This is a genomic window from Nocardia sp. NPDC057272 (genome assembly GCF_042668615.1).
In the GTDB taxonomy this organism is placed as follows: domain Bacteria; phylum Actinomycetota; class Actinomycetes; order Mycobacteriales; family Mycobacteriaceae; genus Nocardia.
In genome coordinates this window covers 89,392-111,433 of the sequence record NZ_JBHUYK010000024.1, presented here as the reverse complement: position 1 = coordinate 111,433, position 22,042 = coordinate 89,392, and the positions used below count along the sequence as shown (strand labels likewise).

The 22,042-nt window shown below is 68.4% G+C and carries 17 protein-coding genes; 9 read left to right on the top strand and 8 right to left on the bottom strand.

Annotated features, from left to right (window positions below; translation table 11 throughout):
• The 6 genes from ACFULV_RS27000 to ACFULV_RS26975 all read right to left on the bottom strand — a co-directional run.
• A partial coding sequence (locus ACFULV_RS27000; protein ID WP_378661350.1) for an ESX secretion-associated protein EspG occupies positions 1-349 on the bottom strand: 349 nt, incomplete at its 3' end.
• Complete coding sequence (locus ACFULV_RS26995; RefSeq protein ID WP_378661347.1) at positions 346-1,467, bottom strand: PPE family protein; 1,122 nt, start codon at positions 1,465-1,467, stop codon at positions 346-348. The genes ACFULV_RS27000 and ACFULV_RS26995, both read right to left, overlap by 4 nt.
• Before the next feature lie 46 nt (positions 1,468-1,513).
• Entirely contained in the window at positions 1,514-1,825 is a 312-nt protein-coding gene (locus ACFULV_RS26990) for a PE family protein (protein ID WP_378637867.1), read from the bottom strand.
• Between the two features lie 109 nt (positions 1,826-1,934).
• Positions 1,935-2,273 (bottom strand): metallopeptidase family protein, encoded by a 339-nt coding sequence (locus ACFULV_RS26985; protein ID WP_378661368.1) that lies wholly within the window; start codon positions 2,271-2,273, stop codon positions 1,935-1,937.
• A gap of 14 nt (positions 2,274-2,287) precedes the next feature.
• Positions 2,288-3,355 (bottom strand): septum formation family protein, encoded by a 1,068-nt coding sequence (locus tag ACFULV_RS26980; protein WP_378661344.1) that lies wholly within the window; start codon positions 3,353-3,355, stop codon positions 2,288-2,290.
• A gap of 36 nt (positions 3,356-3,391) precedes the next feature.
• Positions 3,392-5,074: an aldehyde dehydrogenase family protein gene (locus tag ACFULV_RS26975; protein WP_378661341.1), complete on the bottom strand. Its 1,683-nt coding sequence runs from the start codon at positions 5,072-5,074 to the stop codon at positions 3,392-3,394.
• 55 nt (positions 5,075-5,129) lie between these two features.
• Between ACFULV_RS26975 and serS the strand changes: the two genes are divergently transcribed.
• The 9 genes from serS to ACFULV_RS26930 all read left to right on the top strand — a co-directional run bounded on the left by serS (position 5,130) and on the right by ACFULV_RS26930 (position 18,903).
• Entirely contained in the window at positions 5,130-6,386 is a 1,257-nt protein-coding gene (gene serS, locus ACFULV_RS26970; protein WP_378661338.1) for a serine--tRNA ligase, read from the top strand.
• Between the two features lie 77 nt (positions 6,387-6,463).
• On the top strand, positions 6,464-8,296 hold the full coding sequence (locus ACFULV_RS26965) for a putative bifunctional diguanylate cyclase/phosphodiesterase (RefSeq protein ID WP_378637876.1): 1,833 nt from the start codon (positions 6,464-6,466) through the stop codon (positions 8,294-8,296).
• 88 nt (positions 8,297-8,384) lie between these two features.
• Complete coding sequence (locus ACFULV_RS26960; protein ID WP_378661335.1) at positions 8,385-9,746, top strand: MFS transporter; 1,362 nt, start codon at positions 8,385-8,387, stop codon at positions 9,744-9,746.
• Between the two features lie 110 nt (positions 9,747-9,856).
• Positions 9,857-10,762: a DMT family transporter gene (locus ACFULV_RS26955; protein ID WP_378661332.1), complete on the top strand. Its 906-nt coding sequence runs from the start codon at positions 9,857-9,859 to the stop codon at positions 10,760-10,762.
• 96 nt (positions 10,763-10,858) lie between these two features.
• Positions 10,859-12,754, top strand: coding sequence for a protein kinase (locus ACFULV_RS26950; RefSeq protein ID WP_378661329.1), 1,896 nt, complete (start codon positions 10,859-10,861; stop codon positions 12,752-12,754).
• A gap of 79 nt (positions 12,755-12,833) precedes the next feature.
• Positions 12,834-14,000 carry a hypothetical protein gene (locus ACFULV_RS26945; protein WP_378661326.1) on the top strand — a complete coding sequence of 389 codons (1,167 nt, stop codon included), beginning with the start codon at positions 12,834-12,836 and terminating at the stop codon, positions 13,998-14,000.
• Positions 13,994-15,883 (top strand): serine/threonine-protein kinase, encoded by a 1,890-nt coding sequence (locus tag ACFULV_RS26940; RefSeq protein ID WP_378661324.1) that lies wholly within the window; start codon positions 13,994-13,996, stop codon positions 15,881-15,883. Before ACFULV_RS26945 ends, ACFULV_RS26940 begins: the two co-directional genes overlap by 7 nt.
• Positions 15,880-17,796 (top strand): protein kinase, encoded by a 1,917-nt coding sequence (locus ACFULV_RS26935; protein WP_378661321.1) that lies wholly within the window; start codon positions 15,880-15,882, stop codon positions 17,794-17,796. The genes ACFULV_RS26940 and ACFULV_RS26935 overlap by 4 nt, the downstream gene beginning before the upstream one ends.
• Positions 17,797-17,853: 57 nt before the next feature.
• Complete coding sequence (locus ACFULV_RS26930) at positions 17,854-18,903, top strand: Gfo/Idh/MocA family oxidoreductase (protein WP_378661318.1); 1,050 nt, start codon at positions 17,854-17,856, stop codon at positions 18,901-18,903.
• Between the two features lie 99 nt (positions 18,904-19,002).
• On the opposite strand, the gene ACFULV_RS26925 is transcribed toward ACFULV_RS26930, so the two are convergent.
• Both ACFULV_RS26925 and ACFULV_RS26920 read right to left on the bottom strand, forming a co-directional pair.
• On the bottom strand, positions 19,003-20,379 hold the full coding sequence (locus tag ACFULV_RS26925) for an FAD-binding oxidoreductase (protein WP_378661316.1): 1,377 nt from the start codon (positions 20,377-20,379) through the stop codon (positions 19,003-19,005).
• Between the two features lie 125 nt (positions 20,380-20,504).
• Positions 20,505-22,040 (bottom strand): Rieske 2Fe-2S domain-containing protein, encoded by a 1,536-nt coding sequence (locus ACFULV_RS26920; protein ID WP_378661313.1) that lies wholly within the window; start codon positions 22,038-22,040, stop codon positions 20,505-20,507.
• Between the last annotated feature and the right edge of the window lie 2 nt (positions 22,041-22,042).

Sequence of the window (22,042 nt, the reverse complement as noted above, 5' to 3'; positions counted from 1 at the left end):
GGGCGACGACCGCGCGGTCGTCGCCCTGCGCCAGACAGAATCGGTTGACCTGGCCGGCCACCACCCACCGCAGCGCGATGATCCACTGCGGCCGGTAGAGCACCCGCAGCCGTTCGGCGAGCTCGGGTGCCACCACCTGGCCGAACAGCAGCTCGCGTTCGGCCAGGGCGGCCTGTGCCACATTCATGGCGGCGTCGTGCGCGGTGACGTTGTCATAGCGGCCCATGGCGTCGAGCACCACGGGCATCTCGTCGAACTCCAGTTTCTCCAGGAGGAACTGCATGTCGTCGAGCGAGAGCACGACGGCGCCGAGCAGCGAACCTCCGCTGCCCGTGCCGAGAACCGTCACTTGGCCGTTCCGGCGAGGTCGGCGCCGATCACGCCTTCGGCCGCGTAGCGACCGTCGGTGAACTCGTCGGAGCGCACGTAGTCGACGCCATCGTGCTCGTCGTCTTCCTCGCCCTTCTGCCGGTTGCCCATCAGCGGGTTGGCGCCGCTGTTGGCATTGCGCACGGGGGCGCTCTCGACCCGGTTGACGACCGACTCCGAGACCGGCGCGCTCGCTGACGCGTTCGCGGCGGGCGCACCCCAGCCCTCGGGCAGCTTCAGCGACCCCGCGCTGACGCCACCGAGACCGGCTGAGGTGGTGGCCATGCCACCCACCGCGGCACCGGCGGCCCCCACACCCGCCATGACGGGCGCGGCGGCGGTGCCCGCGGGCACGGTGGCCGTGGCCGCCGAGATCGCGGAAGCGCCGATGTTGCCGACCGTGCTGACGCCGCCGGTGAGTACGCCACCCGCGGTGTTGGCCGCCTGGGTGGCCGCGCTGACCACACCGGGGTTGGTGACGAAGGCCTGCGCCGCGGCCGCCGCGGTCTGCAGCGGATCGCCGCCACCGAAGTCGCCCTGCGAGGCGGAGCCCGCACCGCTGGCGATGGCGGGCGGCATGGTGAACTCGCTGGGGATGGCGACGGTGGCCGACGTGGCGGCCTCGTAGGTCTCCATCACCAGCGCGGCGCGGATGTCCATGGCATGGCGCGCGACTTCGGCGACCTCGAAGGCGCCGGAGACGACACCGGGCGGGTTGGCCGACGCGGCCACCGCGGCGTTGGTGCCGACGATCTCGGGCAGGCTCGGCATCGCGATCGACGCGACGGTGTACGCGGTGGCGTTGGCCGCGCACTTCGCACTGATCGCCGCGGACGCGATGCCCTGCTGGCTGGCCCAGCCCGCGAACGGCGCCAGACGAGCGAGCACGGCGATGCCGTTGACACCCTGGAGGCCGACCCCGACTTCGGCGATCACGCGCGTGATGGTGAAGGCGGCGTCGCCCCACGCGGCCGCCAGCGTGCCCCACGAGGTGGCGGCGGCGCTGATCGGGATCGCGTGTGCGCCCGCGTTGAGGGTGGTGGAGTTGACTTCGGCCATACGAGGCAGCCAGAACACCCCGGTGATCCCTGCGGTCATGCTTGTTTCTCCCCTGAGTAAATGATCGTCGACAGGATCGGTGCGACTACACCTGGACGGCGTTGATCGTCGCCGCGCGAGCCACGTCTTCCCCGATATGAGTGGTCAGCTGCGAGCGCAGGGTCGCGGCCGCGTGGTGCAGCTCGAGGATCGCCTGGGCGACCGAACCGTCGTGCTTGCCCGCCGCGGTGTTGAAGTGGGTCGCCGCGAGCAGCGACACCTCTTCGGCGCCGGAAGGCAGCACGTGCGTGGTCGGCCCGGCGAGCCCGGCCGCGATGGCGAGGCGCTCGGCGAGCAGATCCAACTCCGCGGATGCGGCGAGGACGATTTCAGGTGCAACGAGAACGTGTCCAACCATGACCCGACTCCTTCTGGTGGCGGCTATCGGGAACCACGAGAATTCCCCCTACGAGTACTAGGACGCGAGAGCGGTTCATTCGGTTCCATCGATTCCCCACCCAGTTTCGCTAACCCCATCCCAGCTCATGCAACCGGTCGTCGTCAATCCCGAAATGGTGTGCTATTTCATGGATCACGGTGATCGCGACTTCTTCGACCACCTCGTCGTCGCTGTTGCAGATGTCGAGAATAGCTTCTCGATAGATCGTGATCGTATCCGGCAACGATCCGGCGTAGTAGCTGTCGCGCTCGGTGAGGGCGATGCCGTGGTACAGCCCGAGCAGCGACGGTTCCTCGTCGTTTCGGGGCTCTACCAGCACCACAACATTGTCTATGGCACTGGACAGTTCCGCCGGGATCTGGTCGAGGGCGTCACTGACCAACTCCTCGAAACGCCGCTCCGGCATCCGCTCGGACAACGTCACCTCGGCTGGGGCTGCGGCGGCAGCGGCGCGGCGCCCGGCAGCGGCGCCGGGGTGGAACGTCCGGTGTTGGGCGGGGGCACCGGGGCCTGTCCGTCGATCAGGATCTCGCCGCGGGCCGAGCCGACGATGGGCGCGAAACCCTCACGGTCGGCGCCTTTTCCGAGCCAGCAGTCCAATTTGTGGCTGCCGGCGAGCCAGCTGGCGGGCTCCAGATAGTCGAAGAACAGGGTGAGTGTCTTGTTGCGGATGGCATCGGGGCTGCCGAGGTAGTCGCCCGAGAGCCGATTGCATTCGGCCTCGACGAACTTGTCCTGATCGGCTTCCGACGGCGGTCCGTCGGTGAAGGCGGTGGCCAGGTCGACGGTGCCGACGATCTCCACCGAGTGCGGCTGGGCGCAGTCGACCGGGTCGGTGGGCAGGTTCTGATTGATGCCGAGGCAGGTGCCGGTGGCATGGATCTTGGACTGATCGCTCTCGGCGAGGCTGCCGGTGGTGGCCGGGCTCGTGGCGGTGGCCGCGACCTGGACACCGCAGCGCAGAGTCCGGTCGCCGTGCTGCCAACCGGCCGGGCTCGGCGACATCACATTCACCATGAACTTGCCGCGCGGGTCGAACCGGCCGCCCAGGTATTTCTGGACGGCGGTCACGCAGTGCTCGTCGCGCAGCTCGGTCATGCGCAGCGAATCGGGGTGACGGGTGCCCTCGGCGAACTCACGCCCCGGATAGGCGCTGAGGTCGATGACACCCGCCACCTCGAAGAGGTGCTTGTCGCCGCAGCCCACCTTCACGAGGTCGCTGCGGTCGGGTTTGGACCAGGTCAGGCAGTCGCCCTGCGCCGCGCTGCTGAACTCTTTGTCACGCACCACCGGTTCGGCGCCGGGTTGGTGCGCTTCCACCTTGTCGGTGTCGAAGCCTGTCACGGCCATGGTGACCATGGCCGCGATGATCGCCCCGAGGGCGCCTATCAGCAGCCCCCAACGCAGTTTTGTCGCGGACAGGTGCAGGGCGCCGCCGCGACTGGGCGCGGCGGGTCCCTCGGCTGGGTTGCTCTGCTTCTTCGACATCGTCGACGAGTGTATTTGTCGCGGCGGACTGCCGGGTCAGCCCCGCAGAGCCGACACGAAGATGCCCGGTATGCGACGCAGTTTGCCGTCGCCGTAGAAATCGGTCAGCTTGCGGCCGGTGGAGGTGCCGGTCTTGTTCGAGACGAACCACGGCGGCTTCGGGGTGAGGGCGAATTCACCGCGCAGAATCGAACGCGGAGCGGGGCGGAAGGGGCCGCGGACCACGGTGCGTTCGACATCGTCGAGGAGGAAGGCGTTGTGTACGACGCCGATGCCGCTCTGGATGTCGTCGATGGTGTGGCCGGGGTAGGCGCCCCAGCTGGCGCGCGGCGTCAGGAACGCGAGACCGGTCCAGGCGTTGAGCGCGACGGTGCCGTAGCGCAGGTTCTCGATCGCGGTGTCGAGTTTCGTGCCGAGCTCGGTGATGGTCGCGGGGTCGGCGATGATGTTGGCGCCGAGCGTGCCCATCAGCTCCTCATTGGCGAAGTCGACCGCGTTGCCGAGGAACTCGGCCCCGGCGCCGGGCAGCTCGACCACGCCGAGCACCGGCGAGAAGTACTCGGTGCGCAGCAGCGGAGTGTCGCCGGCGGGCAGGTTCTCGACCAGGAGGCGGCCGTTGGCGCGAGCGGCGTCGGGGTAGCTCGCCAGCGCGCCCGCCACGCGGTTGTCGCTGCCCGGGTAGTAGGCGGTGCGGGCGGGAGCGTTGTCGATCGCGGCGCGCAGTTCGGTGAGGAACTGCTCCTTGAGCGGCCAGTCCGCGGCGAGCACCACGGTCTGCGCGGCGACGCAGTTGTAGCCGCCGTTGTGCAAGCGCTGGGTGGCCACGTGCTCGGCCTGGAACTTCAGGTCGGCAGCCGACCACTCACCGGGCACCACGATGCACGGCGCGACACCGCCGAGCTCGCTGGTGATCGGCTTGTCCAGGATGGGTTCGCCGGTCTTGTCGGCGCCCCGACCCCAGACGATCGCGTCGTGGGTCGGCGCGCCGCCGGTCATGTGCACGTGCGCGACCAGCGGATGGTTCACCAGGTAGCCGCCCTCGGGGGCCCCGCCGGTGAGGATGCGGACCACGCCGAGCTCGATGAACGGCGCGAAGATCGCCTGGAACACCGGCAGCAGCGGATCGGTGATCGGGTTGAGCTTGAGCGCCACGACGCGGTTGTTGGCGTAGAGCTCGTAGAGGGTGTCCAGCGGCGCGATCGACATGATGTTGCCCGCGCCCAGCACCGCGCCCACACCGTTGGTCTTGGCGGGGTCGCGCTGGGCCAGTCCGGCCTTGCGGCGCGCGGTCGCGGCATCGACGCCGGGCTTGAGCCACACGTCGGCGCTGAACCCGCTCAGCAGCAGCTTGTCGTAGACGCCGTGCGGCAGCGCGGGCACCGCCACCCGGCCGCCGGGGGCGGTGGTGAGGTCGACATCGTCGATCGGGCTCGCGCCCTTCTCGAGCGCCGCCATCGACTCGCTCAGCGCCTGCGCGCCCGCGAGCATCGTCATCGGGCCCGACATCCACTCCTCGCCGAGCAGCGGGCTGTCGGCGTCGAGTTTCTTGATGGTGCGGGCGGCGGCGACCCAGGCCTCGGCGTCGCGGGCGGTGAGCGCGTGCAGTTCGTCGAGCAGTTCGCGGCGGCGACGCAGGTCGGTCGCGGCCCAGGTCTTTTCCCCTTGGGTGAGATCGGCGAGCGCGGTATCGATGACGGCGGTGTCGAAAGAGGTACTCACACCGCAACTATGCCCCTGTGCTGCCCGATTGGCACTTCAACTAGGCTGTTTTCTCATGATCGACCTCCGATTCCTGCGCGAGAACCCGGAAGCCGTCCGTGCCTCGCAGCGGACCCGCGGTGAGGACCCCGCGCTCGTCGACGCCCTGCTCGAAGCCGACGCCGCGCGCCGGGCCGCCGTGGCCACCGCCGACAACCTGCGCGCCGAACACAAGGCCATGGGCAAGGTGATCGGCAAGGCGAGCAAAGAGGAGCGCCCCGCGCTGCTGGCCGCCGCCACCGACATGTCCACCAAGGTCAAAGAGGCCGAACTCGCCGAGAACGCGGCCGACGCCGAACTCGACGCCGCGCAGCGCGCCATCTCCAATGTCGTGCAGGACGGCGCGCCCGCGGGTGGCGAGGACGACTATGTCGTGCTCGAAACCGTCGGCACCCCACCGGTTTTCGACTTCGAGCCCAAGGATCACCTCGAGCTCGGCGAGTCGCTGCACCTGTTCGACATGGAACGTGGCGCCAAGGTGTCGGGCTCGCGGTTCTACTTCATGACCGGCCACGGCGCGTTGCTGCAGATGGGTCTGCTGCAGCTGGCCGCGCAGAAAGCCGTGGCCAACGGTTTCACCATGATGATCCCGCCGGTGCTCGTGCGACCGGAGATCATGGCGGGAACCGGGTTCCTCGGTCAGCACTCGGCCGAGGTCTACCACCTCGAGGAGGACGACCTCTACCTCGTCGGGACCTCGGAGGTGCCGCTGGCCGGCTACCACTCCGACGAGATCCTCGATCTGAGCGCGGGCCCGAAGCGCTATGCGGGCTGGTCGTCGTGCTTCCGCCGCGAGGCCGGTAGCTACGGCAAGGACACCCGCGGCATCATCCGCGTGCACCAGTTCGACAAGGTCGAGATGTTCGTCTACACCACCCCTGAGCAGGCCGATGCCGAGCATCAGCGGCTGCTGGCCTGGGAGCGCGAGATGCTGGCCGCCATCGATGTGCCCTACCGGGTGATCGACGTGGCGGGTGGCGACCTGGGTAGCTCGGCGGCGCGCAAATTCGACTGCGAGGCCTGGGTGCCCACTCAGCAGACCTACCGCGAACTCACCTCCACCTCGAACTGCACCACCTTCCAGGCGCGCAGGCTCTCGGTCCGCTACCGCGACGAGAACGGGAAAGCGCAGATCGCGGCCACGTTGAACGGCACTTTGGCCACTACGCGCTGGATCGTGGCGATCCTGGAGAACCACCAGCAGGCCGACGGTTCGGTGCGGGTGCCCGAGGCGCTGGTCCCATTCGTGGGTACCGATATCCTGAAGCCGTAAGATGCTCAGTGTTTGCTGGCGACCCATTTGTCGGATGTGGCAAACACCCTGACCCATCAACATCTAGGCTGGTGCACGTGCGAGGAATCGGGGCGCGCGGCGATACCCGAACCCGGGTGCGGGCGGCATCGGCGTTGGCGACGGCAAAAGTCATGGCCAGGACAACGGGGGCGTTCTACGTTCTCGGTGGTGTCCTCGGCCTGATGATCACTGCCGTCGCGCCGGGCGACGACGGCAATCGCGCCGTGGTCGGCACCGCGGCGGCGATCTCGGTGGTGCTCGGCCTCACGCTGCTCGCGTGGGGCCCGCGGATGCCGCACGGCCTGCACCACGCCTACCTCGCCACCGCGGCGGTGCTCGTCGCCATCGCGGTCTACGACTTCCCCAACCTGGTCGGCGCCATCACACTGGCCTCGTTCTTCGTCTTCGTCGCCTGCGACGCGGCGCTGTTCTTCGCCTGGACCCAGGCCGCCGCGCACATCGGTTTCGCGATGGTGCTGTGCCTGCTGGTGTTGCCCGCGCGCGGGTTGCCGTGGTGGTCCGGGCTCATCCCGGCCGGTGTCACCTTCGGCGCCGGCGTGGTGGTCGGCATCCTGACCAGGATGGCGTCCGAAGCCGATATCGACGTGCTCACCGGCCTGCTCAACCGGCGCGGTTTCGAGAAGCAGCTCAACCCGGCGATCGACGCGGCCGGTCGCGGCGGCCAGGGCATGGCCCTGGTGCTGGTCGACCTCGACCGATTCCAGAAGATCAATGATCACCTCGGCCACCGCGCGGGCGACGCCGTCCTGCAGCGGGTCGCCGATACCTGGCTCGACCTGCTCGCGCCCGGCCAGGTGCTGGCCCGCTTCGGCGGCGACGTGTTCGCGCTGCTGTTGCCCGGGACCACCGAGCAGGCCGCGATCCTGCTCACCGAACAACTGCGGGCCGCGGTGACCATGGGCTGTTCGGCCGGTGTCACCTCCTGGCAGCCGGGCGAGTCCGGTTCGCTGCTGGTCAGCCGCGCCGACGTGGGCCTGTACCGGGCCAAGCAGGCGGGCCGCAATCGCACGGTGCTGGAATCGTCGCGTCAGCTCCCGCTGGCGGTGGAACTGCGCGAGGCCATCGACCGCGGTGCGCTCGACGTGCACTACCAGCCGATCGTCAGCCTCACCGAGGACGGCGGCCAGGCGGTCGGCGTCGAGGCGCTGCTGCGCTGGTCGTCGAGCGCGCAGCCCGAGGTCACCACCGAGGGCCTGATCCGCGTCGCCGAGGAATACGACCTCATCTCCGACCTGGACGAGCTGGTTCTGCGCCGCGCCTGCGCCGACGCCGCCCGCCTGCAGGAGAGCTTCGCGTCGCTGAACCTCACCCTCAACGTGAACGTCTCCGGCCTCGAACTGGCCGAAACCGAATACGCCGAGCGGGTCGCGACCATCCTGTCCGATACCGGCTGGCCCGCCGACCAGCTCGTCCTCGAGGTGACCGAGAGCGAACTCGCCGCCGAATCCCAGACCGCGATCACCAACCTGCACACCCTGCGCGACCGTGGCGTGCGCATCGCCATCGACGATTTCGGCACCGGCTACTCCTCGCTGAGCCGCCTGGCCACCATCCCCAGCGACATCCTCAAGGTCGACCAGTCCTTCGTCGCCGCCATCCGCTCCGATTCCCCCGCCCCGCCGCTGCTCAGCGTCATTGCCGCGCTCAGCAAATCGCTGGACTTGCAGGTCATCGCCGAGGGCGTGGAAACCGAATACCAGGCCGCCGTCCTCACCGAACTCGGCTTCGCTCTGGCCCAGGGCTACCACTACAGCGACTCGCACCCGGTCTCGGAGCTCATCAACGATCTCAACGACGGCCGGCCGCTGGTGAGCGCCACCGACGAGGACGATTCCCTCGCCGCCAACGGCTGGATCCCGCTCGGATAATCGCTTGACCCGCCCGGGCGCGACGCGAACGATGGAACCCATGCGGATGCTCGTCTACGGCTGTTGATCTTCCCCGCTCCGGCACGCGGTGGCCTGGTTGAGGCGTGAGCCGACCGGTGTCCGCGACCTCACGGTGCGCGCGGTCCTGTTCAAGGGCACCCGCGACCTGCTACCGATCTATGCCCTCTACGGCGTTCTCTTCGCCGATCACGGGCTGAGTACCGCACAGATCTCGCTGCTGCTGGCGATCTGGTCGGTGACCGCGTTCCTGCTCGAGGTCCCGTCGGGTGCGTGGGCCGACACGGTGTCGCGCCGACGCCTGCTCGTCCTGAGCTGTGTGTTGCAGGCCGCGTGTTTCATCCTCTGGATGCTGGTGCCGTCGTTCGTCGGCTTCGCGCTCGGCTTCCTGGTCTGGGGTATCGCGGGCGCACTGGAATCGGGAACTTTCGAGGCGCTGATCTACGACGATCTGGTCGCGCGTGGTGAGCCGTCGGCCTATGCGCGAATCATGGGGTGGACCCGCGGCGCGCAGGAGAGCACCGTGCTCGTGGCGATCGTCGCCGCCGCACCGTTGTTCGCCGTCGGCGGTTATGCGCTGGTCGGCTGGGTCAGCGTCGGTGTCGGCCTCGTGCACACGCTGACCGCGCTGGCTCTGCCCAGCGCGCCCGTCGCCATCTCCGCCACCGCTGTCGACGATCTCGACGACGAGCCCGCACCCGGACCGGTCGGCCCGCACGTCAAACCGGGAGCGGTGGCGCCGCAGGCGAGTTCGGACGGTTCCACCTCGTCGCGCTACCTCGCCATGCTCAAAACCGGCCTCTCCGAAGCACTGCACGTCCGCAGGGTGCGTCGAGGCGTGCTGCTCGGCGCACTCCTGTACGGCGTCACCGCTTTCGACGAATACTTCGGCTTGCTCGCGGTGTCCGGCGGCGCGTCGACCAGCACCTCGGCGCTGCTGGTCGGCGTCACCGTCGCGGGTTCGCTGATCGGTTCGCTGCTGGCGGGCCGCACCGAGGTCGTGTCGTCTCGTACGTTGGCCCTCGCGCTGTTCGTCGCCGGAATCCTGTTCATCGCGGGCGCGTTGGCGGTCGGGGTGGCGGCGGGCCCTGGGCTGGTCTGGGTGGGATTCATCGGCATCGGCATCGCCTACGGCATCGACTTCAACGCCGAGGTCATCGCGGGCGCGCGGCTCCAGGATGCGATCGAGGGCCCGGCCAGGGCCACCGTCACCTCGGTGTCCGGGCTGCTCTCCGAGATCGTCGCGCTGGGTGTGTTCGCGTTCGTCGCGGTCGCGACGCAGTGGCTCGCGATGTCGACGACTATCGCGCTCCTCGGTTCAGTGTTGCTGGTCGCCGCCACGTTGACGCCGACCTGGCTGCCGCCGCGTCACGGCACCGAGCGTGGTAGGACTGAGAACGCAACCCCTGATCAAGGGGGAGAACCCGGGTAGCCTCCCGCCCACCTCGCACCAAGGACGCCCATCACGTGACGCCGACTGCCAACCGTCGAGGTCCCGGACGAGCGACGAGCTTCGCTGGCAGACGGAAGACCGTCGGGCTCGTGTTCGGGTTCGCCATCGGGGCGGGAGTCGCGGTACAGGGGCGGATCAACGGCGCGCTGGGTGCGCGGCTGGCCGACGGGATCGCGGCGGCCACCATCAGCTTCGGCACCGGGCTCATCGCGCTGCTGATCGCCTTCGCTGTCAGCCCGGCGCTGCGAGCGGGTGTCACCGAGGTGCGCGCGGCGGTGTCGGAGGGCAGGTTGGCGCCCTGGCAGTTGCTCGGCGGATTGTGCGGCGCGTTCTTCGTAGCGGCACAGGGACTCACCGTCGCGGCGATCGGCGTCACCGCGTTCACTGTCGCGGTGGTCGCGGGCCAACTCCTGAGCAGCCTCGTCGTCGACCGACTCGGCCTCGCCCCGAACGGCCGAACCCCGATCACCCCGTGGCGCCTCGTCGCGGCCGCCCTCGGCATCACCGGGGTCGTGCTCTCGGCAGGCGGCAGTGCCGCCCCGGCCACCGTCACCACCGGCGTCCCGGACATCCCCGCCCTGCTCATCGTCCTGCCCGCCCTCGCTGGCATCGGTCTGGCCTGGCAACAGGCGGTCAACGGCCGGGTCGGCGCCACCGGCGGCCCCTTCACCGCCACCCTGCTCAACTTCGGTGTAGGTCTCACCGCGCTGCTCCTGCTCGACCTGTACACCCTCGCCACCACGGGCCTGCCCACCGAATTCCCCACCGACCTGTGGCTCTACACCGGCGGCTTGATCGGCGTCGCGTTCATCGCCCTGGCCGCCGTGACAGTCGGCTTGATCGGCGTTCTGCTGCTCGGACTCACCTCGGTGGCGGGCCAGCTGGTCGCGGCGATGGTGCTCGACGCCGCCGACGCGAGACTGTCGCTCACCACCGTCGTGAGCTGTGTGATCGTGCTGGCGGCGGTGGTGGTGGCGAGCCGGAGCAGTCGCTGACCCAGACGCCGAAATGCTAGGTTTCTGGCGAAGTGCGGCTGGAATCTCGGCCGTTCCGCCCGGTGCGGCGGAGAAGCGAGTTGGGGGAGTACCGAATTGATCGAGCCGCTGTCGACGAGTGACGCGCCGATGATCGGGCGCTATCGGGTGCGCGGTGTGCTCGGTGCGGGCGGGATGGGCCGGGTCGTCCTGGCGACGGGCCCCGACGGGCGCTTCGTCGCGATCAAGCAGATTCATTCGCATCTGCTCGACGATCGTGAATTCCGGGCGCGGTTCGAACGTGAAGTCGCCATCTCCGCCCGGGTGTCGGGGGCATTCACCGCCGCAGTGGTCGATTTCGAGACAACCGGCGAAACACCGTGGCTCGCATCGGTATTCATCGCAGGGGTCGAGCTGGACAAAGCGGTGCGTGAGCTGGGCCCACTGCCGGTGCCCGCGTTGCGCACCCTGGCTTCCGGCATGGCGTCCGCGCTGCACTCGATCCACAGCACCGGCCTGGTGCATCGAGATCTCAAGCCCGCCAACGTGATTCTGGCTGCGGACGGACCACGCGTGATCGACTTCGGCATCGCGCAGGCGGTCGGCACCGGGGCCGCGCTCACCGAAGTGGGTGCCGTGGTCGGCTCGCCCGCGTACATGTCACCGGAACAGGCGAACGGCGAACCGGTGACCTCCGCGAGCGACGTCTTCTCCCTCGGCTCGCTGCTGTGCATGGCCGCGACGGGAACGGCACCGTTCGCGGCGTCCTCCGCTCCCTACACCCTGTTCAACATCGTCCACAGCGAACCGCAACTCGACGGTGTCCCCGCGCCGCTGCGCGACCTGATCGCGGGTTGTCTGCGCAAGGACCCGAGGGCCAGACCGACACCCGCTCAGATCTTGGACTACCTGGGGGTCCTGCCCGTTCAAGCGCAGCCGTGGCCCGCGCCCGTCCATGCCGAAATCGCCGCTCAGACACAGAAACTGGTCGCGCTGACCTCGGACCCCGAAGCGACGCAGATCATTCCGGCCTACACGCCGAGCTCACCGCCATCCGCCCAGGTGCCTGCTGAGAAGCGCCGGACCGCACTCCGGCTGGGAATTATCGCGGCGATCGCGGTGGTGATCGCCGGCGCGCTCACCGCGGTTGTCCTGCGCGGCAACGACTCCGCGACAACGCCTGAGAACACGCCGCAGGCGATACCGACCGCGACGCTCCCCGGCCTGGACCAGCTACGTGGCACCGATGCGTGCACCTGGGTGCCGCAGGCGCTCGGACAGACCCTGCCCACCGAGGTCGCCGCGAAAGCCTCGCCGGATGTCTCGTCCTGGCGCTGGCAGGCGACGTCGAGTTGGGGATGCGACGGCAACTCGGGTGGCGCGCGCATCGCCGTCGAGATCGGTGCCGCGCTGGACGGATTCGAGTCCGGCAAGCAGGTGGTCAACGGTTACGCGATCGCCCGCCGCGGTGACGACTGCGCGTTCGCCATCGAGGGCGGCGAGCAAGCCGCGCGCTGGGGGATCATCGTCGACACCTTCGCGCGCACCGAATGCGGCCTCGCCGACCACGTCCTCGAGCGGCTCACCGCCTCGCTCGGCGAACTGCGTCCCGACACCGCCGCGCAGAAGTCACTGTCATCGGTGGATCCCTGCGCCCTGGTGGACAATTCGGCCTTCGCTGCCCTCGGCCCCGCGGTCGCGAAATCCGCGCACTCCTGCGAGTGGTCGGGTGATTCCACCGTGCGGATCACGTTGTCGCAGCCACGGCGCCGAGCGACCTCGATGGAGGAGAAGGTGATCGATATCGGCGACGGTGTGCTGGTCGAGGATCTCGGCAGCGTCATGCTGGGGTCGAACGAATGCCGCCGGGTGTATCAGTTCCGCAAGGTCGGCGAGACCTTCCGCGAGGATGTCGAAGTGTCGGTCAGCAACCCGAACCAGCGCGATGGACAACTCTGCGCGATCGCCGATCCGCTCGTGAAGCAGGCGGTCGGACGGTTGCCCGCGCGGTAGCGGCGCCGAACTCGCAGGTGATAGTTTCACGGCAGAGTTCGGGAGGGGCCTGGCGTTCGACGCTGCGGTCGGAGGGGAAATGTACGTGCGTAATCGGTTGCGTTGGCTGGCGCCGTTGTTGTCGCTCACCCTGCTCGCTGCGGCATGCGGTGACAACGCCGCACCCGATCACGGTGACTACGCCCTCGAACCGGTGGCGGGCGACTACGACGACGCCCCGAACACGGTACGCGGAACGCTGGTGGAATCCGTGCGCATCGGCGAGCGGTTACTGTTTGCCGACCGTGTCGACCCGCAGCTGACCTACGGCAACGGTGGCGGCCTGGTCGTCGGGGTACACGGCGTCGACAATCTGCTCTCGGGCGTACAGCGAACCGCACTGGGGCCGTTCGACGTGCTGGCCGGCTACGGCGCGATCGCGAGCAACGGCCAGTCGGACAACGAATCGAAGCACAAGCTGCTATCGATCACGATCCTGTCCCTCCCCGACGAGGCCCAGGCGATGGCGGCCGCGCAGGCGATGGCGGCCGCGGATTTCACCGCGAACACCGAGAACGCTCCCCTGCCTCTCCCGGAATATCCTGCCGCACTGTCCCATTGGCGACCCGGTGTGCCGACGGTCGGGAGCTGGCTGGTGTGGAAGAACCTGGTGATCAGGTTGTACGCCAAGATCATCGAGCCCGGTCCCGAACTGTTGACCGATCTGCTCACGCGGACTTACCGCGCACAGCTGGCCGAGCTCGACACATTCGTTCCGACGCGCGCTGCCGACGTGCCGAAGCTGAAACTCGACAGCGACAAGTTGCTCACCCACGTGGTGAAGACCGGCGACTACTGGCCCGACAAGTGGGATTTCATGGTCTACGGGCCTCGTTCCTATGCCCTGTTGCGCGACGATCCGTCGATCAACCTGCGCGAGTTCGAACAGAGCTCGATCGACGCGATCGCGGTGTCGTACAACAAGTTCCTGTACCGCACCCGTGACAGCGAAGCCGCGAAGACCTACGCCGACATCGAGGAAAAGCATTCGCTGGCAGCCGATTACACGCCGATCGCGGGTCCGCCGGGACTCTCGGGTGTTTCCTGCTACCGCGCGGCGAGGCCGGACAACAGGTCGGTTCCCGCCCGGCGGTTCTCCTGCCTGGTGCGCCACAACCAGTTCGTGGTCCGCCTCTACAGCAACCAGGAAACCGACATTCGGCAGCAGGCGGTCGCGCAGCACGCGCTACTGAGCGGGTCGTGGTGAACACGGGAGGCGCGGCGATGAAACCGCTGGGTTCGCAGGATCCCGAACAGCTGGGCCGCTATCGCCTGCTGGCCGTGATCGGCCGGGGCGGCATGGGACAGGTGCTGCTCGGCCAGGGCCAGGACGGCCGGTTGGTCGCGGTGAAGCAGATCCACCGCCAGTTCACCGGCAATCCGGAGTTCCGTGCCAGGTTCCGGCGGGAGGTGCTGGCTTCGCAGCAGGTCACGGGCGCCTACACCGCGGGCGTGGTCGACCACGACGCGGAATCCGAAACGCCATGGCTGGCTTCGGAATACATCGCGGGCCCTGGCTTGCAGGACATGATCGGCGAGTTCGGCCGCCTGAACCTGAACGGGCTGAAACTCCTGGCCACCGGCTTGGCGATGGCGCTGCTCGAGATCCACCGCACCGGCCTGGTGCACCGCGACCTCAAGCCGAGCAACATCCTGCTCACCAACGACGGTCCACGCGTGATCGACTTCGGCATCGCCAGGGCGCTCGAGGACGACGTCAACCTCACCGCCACCGGCGCCGTGATCGGCTCGCCCGCGTACATGTCGCCCGAGCAGGCCGAATGCCGGCCGCTCACACCGGCTTCCGATGTCTTCGCCGTCGGTGCGGTCCTCGCGATGGCGGCTACCGGCGCGAGCCCGTTCGACGCGGCCTCCACCCCGCAGGTCCTCTACAACGTGCTCTACAGCTCCCCGGACACCACCGGAATTCCGGAACCGATCCGCGCGCTGGTCGATGCCTGCCTCGCCAAGGACCCGTCGGCGCGACCGACCCCCGAGCAGTTGCTCGACGCGGCGAGCCGGATCGACGCCGAACCCGTCTGGCCGGTCCGTATCCGCCGACGCATCGCCGACTGCCAGGCCGAGGCCGGTCGCTGGGCTGACGGAACCGCCTCTGCCGCAGCGTCGATCGCGCCCGAACAGCCGAAGCCGAAGTGGGCGAGACTGGTTCCCGCCGCTGCGGCGGTTTCGGCACTGGTGCTGGGCGCCATCGCGTTCTGGGGCGTCGGCGTCGAGGGCAACGCGGTGGCGATGGACGATCCGCCACTGGCGCTCACCGACGACGAATCCCGCCGGCTCGACATCTGCGCGCTGCTGGATCCGTCGGTGCTCGGTGAACTGGGCACGGCGACAAGCGAAGTCGTCCCGAACAGCTTCGGCGGCTGCACCGTCGGGTATCGCGCTCAGTCCGGTCGCACGATGTCCTTCAGCCTGGATACCAGCGAAAGTGTCGCCGACGTGCGCGATGACAAAGAGCCGATGGGTAGCACCATCAATTGGATGCCGGTGCTCGGACGCTACAAGGAGTCCGCCTCCTGTGACCGCATGGTGGTGACGCAGAGCGGTTTGCCGATGGTGCTGAAGATGAGTGCGAGCACCTATCCGCCCGCGGGCGACCTCTGCCCGGAGTCCGAACGCGCACTCTCGGCGGTGGTCCGGCGACTGTCGGTCAATCCGCCGCTGCGGACCTACCCGCAGGGTTCGCTGCTGCCGCACGACCCGTGCTCGCTGGTCGACCTCGCGGCAACTCGTTCGTCGCTCGGTGACCTCGTGCGCTCATCGACTCCCCACGGCTGCGCGTTGACCGGCGCCAACGGCCTTTTCACGGTCGACGTCGCCGAGAGCATCCGGCCGGACAACGTTACGGGTGGAAAGGTCCGGCAGACACGCAAGATCGGGGAGCGCACCGTCTATCTCGACGGCAGCGGTCCCACATATTGCACCTTCGTCTTCATGGTGATGCCGACCAAGGACGATCAGGCCGAGCAACTGCGGGCCTCCTACTACCCGAACACCTCCCAGGCCGATGGCAACTGCGAGACCGTCGCCGATTTGTTCGAACCCGTACTCGAGAAGTTGCCTCCATCATGACGATCCATCCGCCCGGTCCCGGCGATCCACCCACCATCGGCCGCTACCGAGTGCTCGGCACACTCGAGTCCGCGGCCGGATTCCGGTCCGTGCTCGCCACCGGCCCCGATGACTCGTTGGTCGTCGTACGACAGGCACTACCGGAACTGCTCGACGAGCCGGAGTTCCGGATCAGAATGCGGCACAGCGCGATTGCCGCCATGCGGGTATCCGGATCCGCCAACACGACGGTGATCGACGTCGACGCTGACGCTGAGAAGCCCTGGCTGGCATCGGTATTCGTCCCGAGCATGCGCCTCGACTCCGCCGTAGCCGAACACGGGCCACTGCCTGTGCCTGCCGTTCGTGCCCTGGCCGCCGCCCTCGCCGCGGCGCTGCGGACCGTGCATGCCGCAGGCCTCGTGCATCAGCGCATCCGTGCCGACACGGTGCTGTTGGCCAGGGACAGTGGTCGTCTCGGTGAAGTCGGCATCACCCCGGCCGCCGGGACCGCCACCGCGACGGCCATGGGTACGCCGGACTTCCTGTCACCGGAACAGTCGCTCGGGTATGCGCTGACACCGGCTTCGGACGTCTTCTCCCTCGGTTCCGTCCTGGCATTCGCGGCCTCCGGCGTCGCACCGTTCGCCGCACCGTCGGTGCCGTACACGCTGTTCAACATCGCCCAGCGTGAACCCGATCTGAGCCGGGTACCGGAGCCGCTGTTCGAGATGCTGGCCGCGTGCCTGCGCAAGGATCCGGCAGCCCGCCCGACTCCAGGGCAGATCCTCGACTATCTCGGTGCCCAGCCGAGCGGTCCGCCGCCATGGCCCGCCCCCGTGCTCGATGACATCGGACGCCAGCAGCACGAGATCTCGGCGCTGCTCGCCGCTTTGCCCGCGGTCACCGCACCGGAACCCGCACCTGGACGGCCTTTCTCGGTGGTCATGGCTGAGGCGGGTCGAGCGAGCATCGAAAACGGCAGGCGTGCGCTGGAATCCGGGCGTCTTCGGTGGGGTGCGGCGAGTCCGAGGGCACGCACCGGCCTGGCAGGCGGACTGGCGGCTCTGCTCGTGGCGCTCGCTGGGATCACCTACTTCGCGACGCGTGAAGAGAGTGAGCCGGGGCCGGTGACCGGGCTGACCCTGGCGCAGTTGCGGCAGATCGATGCCTGCCCCTGGCTGACCTCGGCCCTCGGCGACTCGGTGCCGGTGGCGCCGACGCCACTGGCCGCGCAAACATGGGAGCTGAGTCCGTCCCCGAGCTGGGGGTGTACCGCCAGTTCCAACCGCTACTCCTTCTATCTGTATCTGGGACGGGAGGACGAATACCTGACGCCCAACAAAACAGTGGTAGAAGGGGTTCCGATCATCGACGGCAGCGCGGCAGCCTGTACGCGGGCCATCGCGAGCCCGGGCGCCGAGAGCGAGTCCGGCATCGTCATCGTGCTCAACAATCCGTCCGGGGTGAAGGAATGCGCGGGTCTCGACTACGTCGCGGCCAACCTCGCCCGTTCACTGACGACCGCACCGCGCGCCGAGGGCCGGGAGGACTCGCTGGCCCTGCTGGAACCGTGCGCGCTGCTCGATCGCGACGCCGTCGCCGAGAAGATCGGCGTCCTGCCGCCCGAGCCCACGATCGCCGACGCGCACACCTGCCGGTGGGACGGGCGCGTGCGAGTCACCCTCGAGCTTGTCAGCACGAGTACGAGCACCAAGGGCAAGGACCTGGAGATCGTTACGGTCGACGGGATCCAGATCCATCTCGGCAAGGGCGGTTCGAAGGCCATCTGCTCCCGCGCCTACCTGATGCCGGATGCCGGGGAGGAGACCATCGAGGTCTCGGTACACGGAACCGAGGGATTCCGCGACGACTATTGCGCGATCGCCTCGTCCCTGCTGCGACAGGCGGTCGGGAAACTGCCCGAGCGCTGAGGCAGGCCCGGCTACGGTGAATACTGCGATTCCGCAGACCACCACGAAGGGGCAACGATGGACCAGCTCGGAGTAGCGGTAGTCGGATACGGCCTGGCCGGGTCGGTGTTCCACGCACCGCTCGTCGCCGCCGATCCGCGGATGCGGGTGGCCGCGGTCGTGACCTCATCGGAGGAGCGGGCCGCACAGGCGCGGGCCGAGCATCCGGGGGTGCGGGTGTGGGCGTCGGCGCAGGAGATGTTCGCCGAGGACGAGGATGTCGATCTCGCGGTGATCGCCACGCCGAATCGCTCGCACGCGCCGCTGGCGTTGCAGGCGCTGGCCGCCGGGTTGCCGGTGGTGGTGGACAAGCCGTTCGCGGTGACCGCGGCCGAAGCCGACGAAGTGGTCGACGCTGCCGCGCGGGCAGATCTGCCACTGAGTGTTTTCCAGAATCGTCGCTGGGACAACGACTTTCTGACCGTACGGGCGCTGATGGATGCCGGTGAGCTGGGTGAGGTCCGCCGGTTCGAGTCCAGGTTCGAGCGGTGGCGGCCGGTTCCCAAGGGTGGTTGGCGTGAAGTGGGCGAGGCAGAGGACGGTGCCGGCATCCTGTTCGATCTGGGCAGTCACCTGGTCGACCAGGCGCTGACGCTGTTCGGCCCGGTCACCGAGGTCTACGCCGAACTCGACCGCCGCCGCCCTGATGTCAAAGCCGACGACGACGCCTTCATCGCCCTCACCCACGCCAACGGTACCCGGTCGCAGTTGTGGATGAGTGCCGTTGCGCCGCAACTGGGTCCGCGTCTGCGCGTGCTCGGATCCACCAACGGCTACACCGTCTCCGGCCTCGACCCCCAGGAAGACGAACTGCGCGCAGGCCGCCGCCCGGACGACGGAAAACTTTGGGGCACAGTCCCACCCGAAAAGTGGGGCACCTTCGGCGCGGGCGAGGATCTACGGCCGATCCCCACCCTCCCCGGCGACTACCCCGCCTTCTACGCGGGAATGGCCGCCGCCCTGCTCGACGGAGCTCCGGTCCCGGTCGACCCCCGCGACGCCGTGGAAACCCTGCGAATTCTCGAATACGCCCGCCACGTAGCCGAACCCGCCGATCTCACTTCTTGACCACCGGCACCGAGTCGAGCCGAAGGTGTGATCCGACGGCTCCGTCGAGCGCCTCCATGCAGAGCCGCAGCACGATGGTGCGGAACGGCCGGTAGCCGACTACTGCGCCGGTGCGATGTTCTGGTTGAGGTGGAACAGGTTGGCCGGGTCGTAGGTCTTCTTGACGGCGGCCAGGCGGTCGAAGTGCGGGCCGTAGTTGGCGCGGATGCGGCCCTGGTCGTCGGAGGCCATGAAGTTGATGTAGCCGCCGTCGGCGGTGTGCGGCTCCAGCGCGGCGTGGTAGTCGCGCACCCACTTGATGTTGGCGTCGTTGTCGCTCGCCTCGGGCCACATCCCGGCGATCACGGGGGCGAAATTCGCGGTGCGGTAGGCGAACGCGGTGTCGTCCACCGCGACGTCCTGCACGGCGCCGTCGATCGGGTAGAGGTGCATGGTGGACTGCACCGCGGGCACTCGCGGGCCGAACTCGAGATGGGCGGCGAGGGCGCCGTCGGTGAGTTCGGGTTGGAACGCCGCCTTCCAGTAGTGCTGCAGGCCGGGAGGAAGGAGACCATCGAACGCGCTGTTGAGGGCCGGGTAGGGCATCCGGCCGACGTGCTCGGCCACCGGTGTCGCGACCGCCCGCAGGTCCGCGAGCAGGGCTTCGGCCTTCTGATCGGTGCCGTTGAAGCAGGACACCAGGAGGACGAACGGTTCGCCGACGCGTTCCTCGGGAATGAACGGCAGCGGCGGCGCGATCTGGAAGCCGGGGAAGGCGCCCATCGCGCGCGGTGCCGCCGCGATCCAGTCGCGGTAGGTCCGCAGCAGCTCTTCGGCGACGTCGAGCTCGAAGAACATGGGTCCGCCGTAGATCGTGTCCACCGGGTGCAGGTCGAACTCCATTTCGGTGACCACACCGAAGTTGCCGCCGCCGCCGCGCAGCGCCCAGTACAGATCGGGGTGCTCGGTCGCGTTCGCGGTCACGAAGGTGCCGTCGGCCAGCACCACATCGGCGGACCGGAGGTTGTCGATGGACAGACCGTAGGCGCGGGCGAGGTAGCCGATACCGCCGCCGAGGGTGAGGCCGGTGACGCCGGTGGTCGAGATGATGCCGCCGGTGGTGGCGAGCCCGAAGGAATGCGCGGCGTGGTCGAAGTCGCCCCAGTTACAGCCGCCCTGCACGCGGGCGATCCGCCGCTCGGGATCGATGCGGATGCCCTTCATGGCGCTCAGGTCCAAGACGATGCCGTCGTCGACGGTGCCGAAACCGGGCACGCTGTGGGCGCCGGCGCGGATGGCGAGGTCGAGTCCGCTCTCGCGGGCGGCGTCGACGGTGGTCCGCACGTCGGCGACGTCGACCGCGCGGACGATCGCGAGGGGTCGGCGGTCGATCATCGCGTTGTAGACCGAGCGCGCCTGGTCGTAGCCGGGTGAGTCCGCGGTGATCACCTCACCGCGGATCGCGTCGAGCAAGGTCGATACTTGTGTGCCGGTCATCGTCGCTCCCTGGTCGGGTAGGGAATGAGCCGAACAAGCGCAGTGTGTGATCGTGGAGACGGGGCGGGTGGATCTCGACGGTCCCCGAACTCAAGCTACTCCGGCCGACGTCCCCGGTTCAAGGTTCAGAGCTTGCGCGAGCGCAGCTCGTGACCCTTCGAGGTCTTGCAGCGACCCGATTCCAGATCCCACTGCCAGCCGTGCAGGTTGCAGGTGAGGTTGTTGCCTTCCACCACACCGAATTTGGAGAGGTCGGCCTTGAGGTGGGGGCAGCGGCGCTGGACTTCCCAGCCGTCGAGTTCGGTGACGGCGGAGTCGTCGTGTGCCTCGGAGAACCAGCCGTCGGCGTAGGCGATGCGCTCGTCGGTGAGGCACTTGAAGAAGGTGTAGAGGAACTCGTTGTAACCGCCGATGCGCCACGCCTGGAAGCGGGTGGACAGGAAGATCGTGTTCACCCAGTCCGGCTCGTTGTCGCGCAGCACGGTGCGCACCAGTTCGGGGGCGATACGGAAGCCGTAGCGGTAGCGGCCTTCGCCTTCGAGCGGCGCGCGCACGGTGCGGTGCGGGAAGTCCAGGACGATGGTCTCCTCGCCGATCACCAGGCCAACGGGGTAGCCGATGCCGTCGCTGATCAGCGCGCTCTGCTTCATGATCGGTTCGAAGAGCTCACGCAGCGGCTCGAGCAGCGAACCCTCGCCGGTCTCCCACGACGCCTTCTCCGCGGCCAGCACCGGCGCGAAACGTTGAGCCATCTCCTCGATGTAGGCGGCCTTGTCGCCGTAGATCCGATCCGGGTCGAACGGGTGCGTGAGGTCGAGGTCCTTGCCGCGAACATCGGCGACCGAACCGGGGATCATCAGGATCCCGCCGGGGTTGCCGTGAATGTTCATCTGATCGAGGAACACGATCTGATCGGGGAAGATGTTGCCTTCGTCGCCGCGATCGTCGTTGAGATAGCGCAGCTCGGAGTCGAGGAACACCGGCGGACCGGCCGAGGGCACCACCCAGGTCGCGCCGACCTGCTCGATGTAGGAGCGCGCGCGATCCATCCCGCGCTGACGCTTCTGCTTGCCGAAGTTGGCCTTGGTCCGCGCCGGGATGTCGTACACCGCCGGGTACCAGATGGCGCCCGAATACTGCAGCAGGTGGATGTCGATATCGCCGAACGCGTCGTGGATGACGTCCATGTCCACCGGTCGGGCGTCGTTCATGTTGAAACAGGTGGTCTCACCGTCGGAGATGAGAATGCCGGAGTCGCCGATCGGGCCGTCGGCGGGCGCGCGCAACGCGACGATCATGATGTCGACGGAGCCCTTCGGCCCGGTGATCGTGTGCTTGACCGAGTCCTCGGTCTCGAAGAACTTGGTGAACCCCAGCGCCTCGAGCTCACGGCGCAGGTCGAGCACCGGGTAGTCGGGCAGCAGGATCGTGGCGTCCTTGTTCACGTACTTCGCCAGGTGGGCGGCGTCGAAGTGATCGCGGTGCAGGTGCGAGACGTACAGGTAGTCGACATCGCCGAGGGTCTCCCAGTCGAGCTGGGAGTTGTCGGGGAAGGGGAACCACGACGCGAAGTACGCGGGGTTCACCCAGGGATCGCACAGGATCGTGCCGGCCTCGGTTCGGATATGGAAGCCGGCGTGTCCGACGCTGGTGATCTGCACGA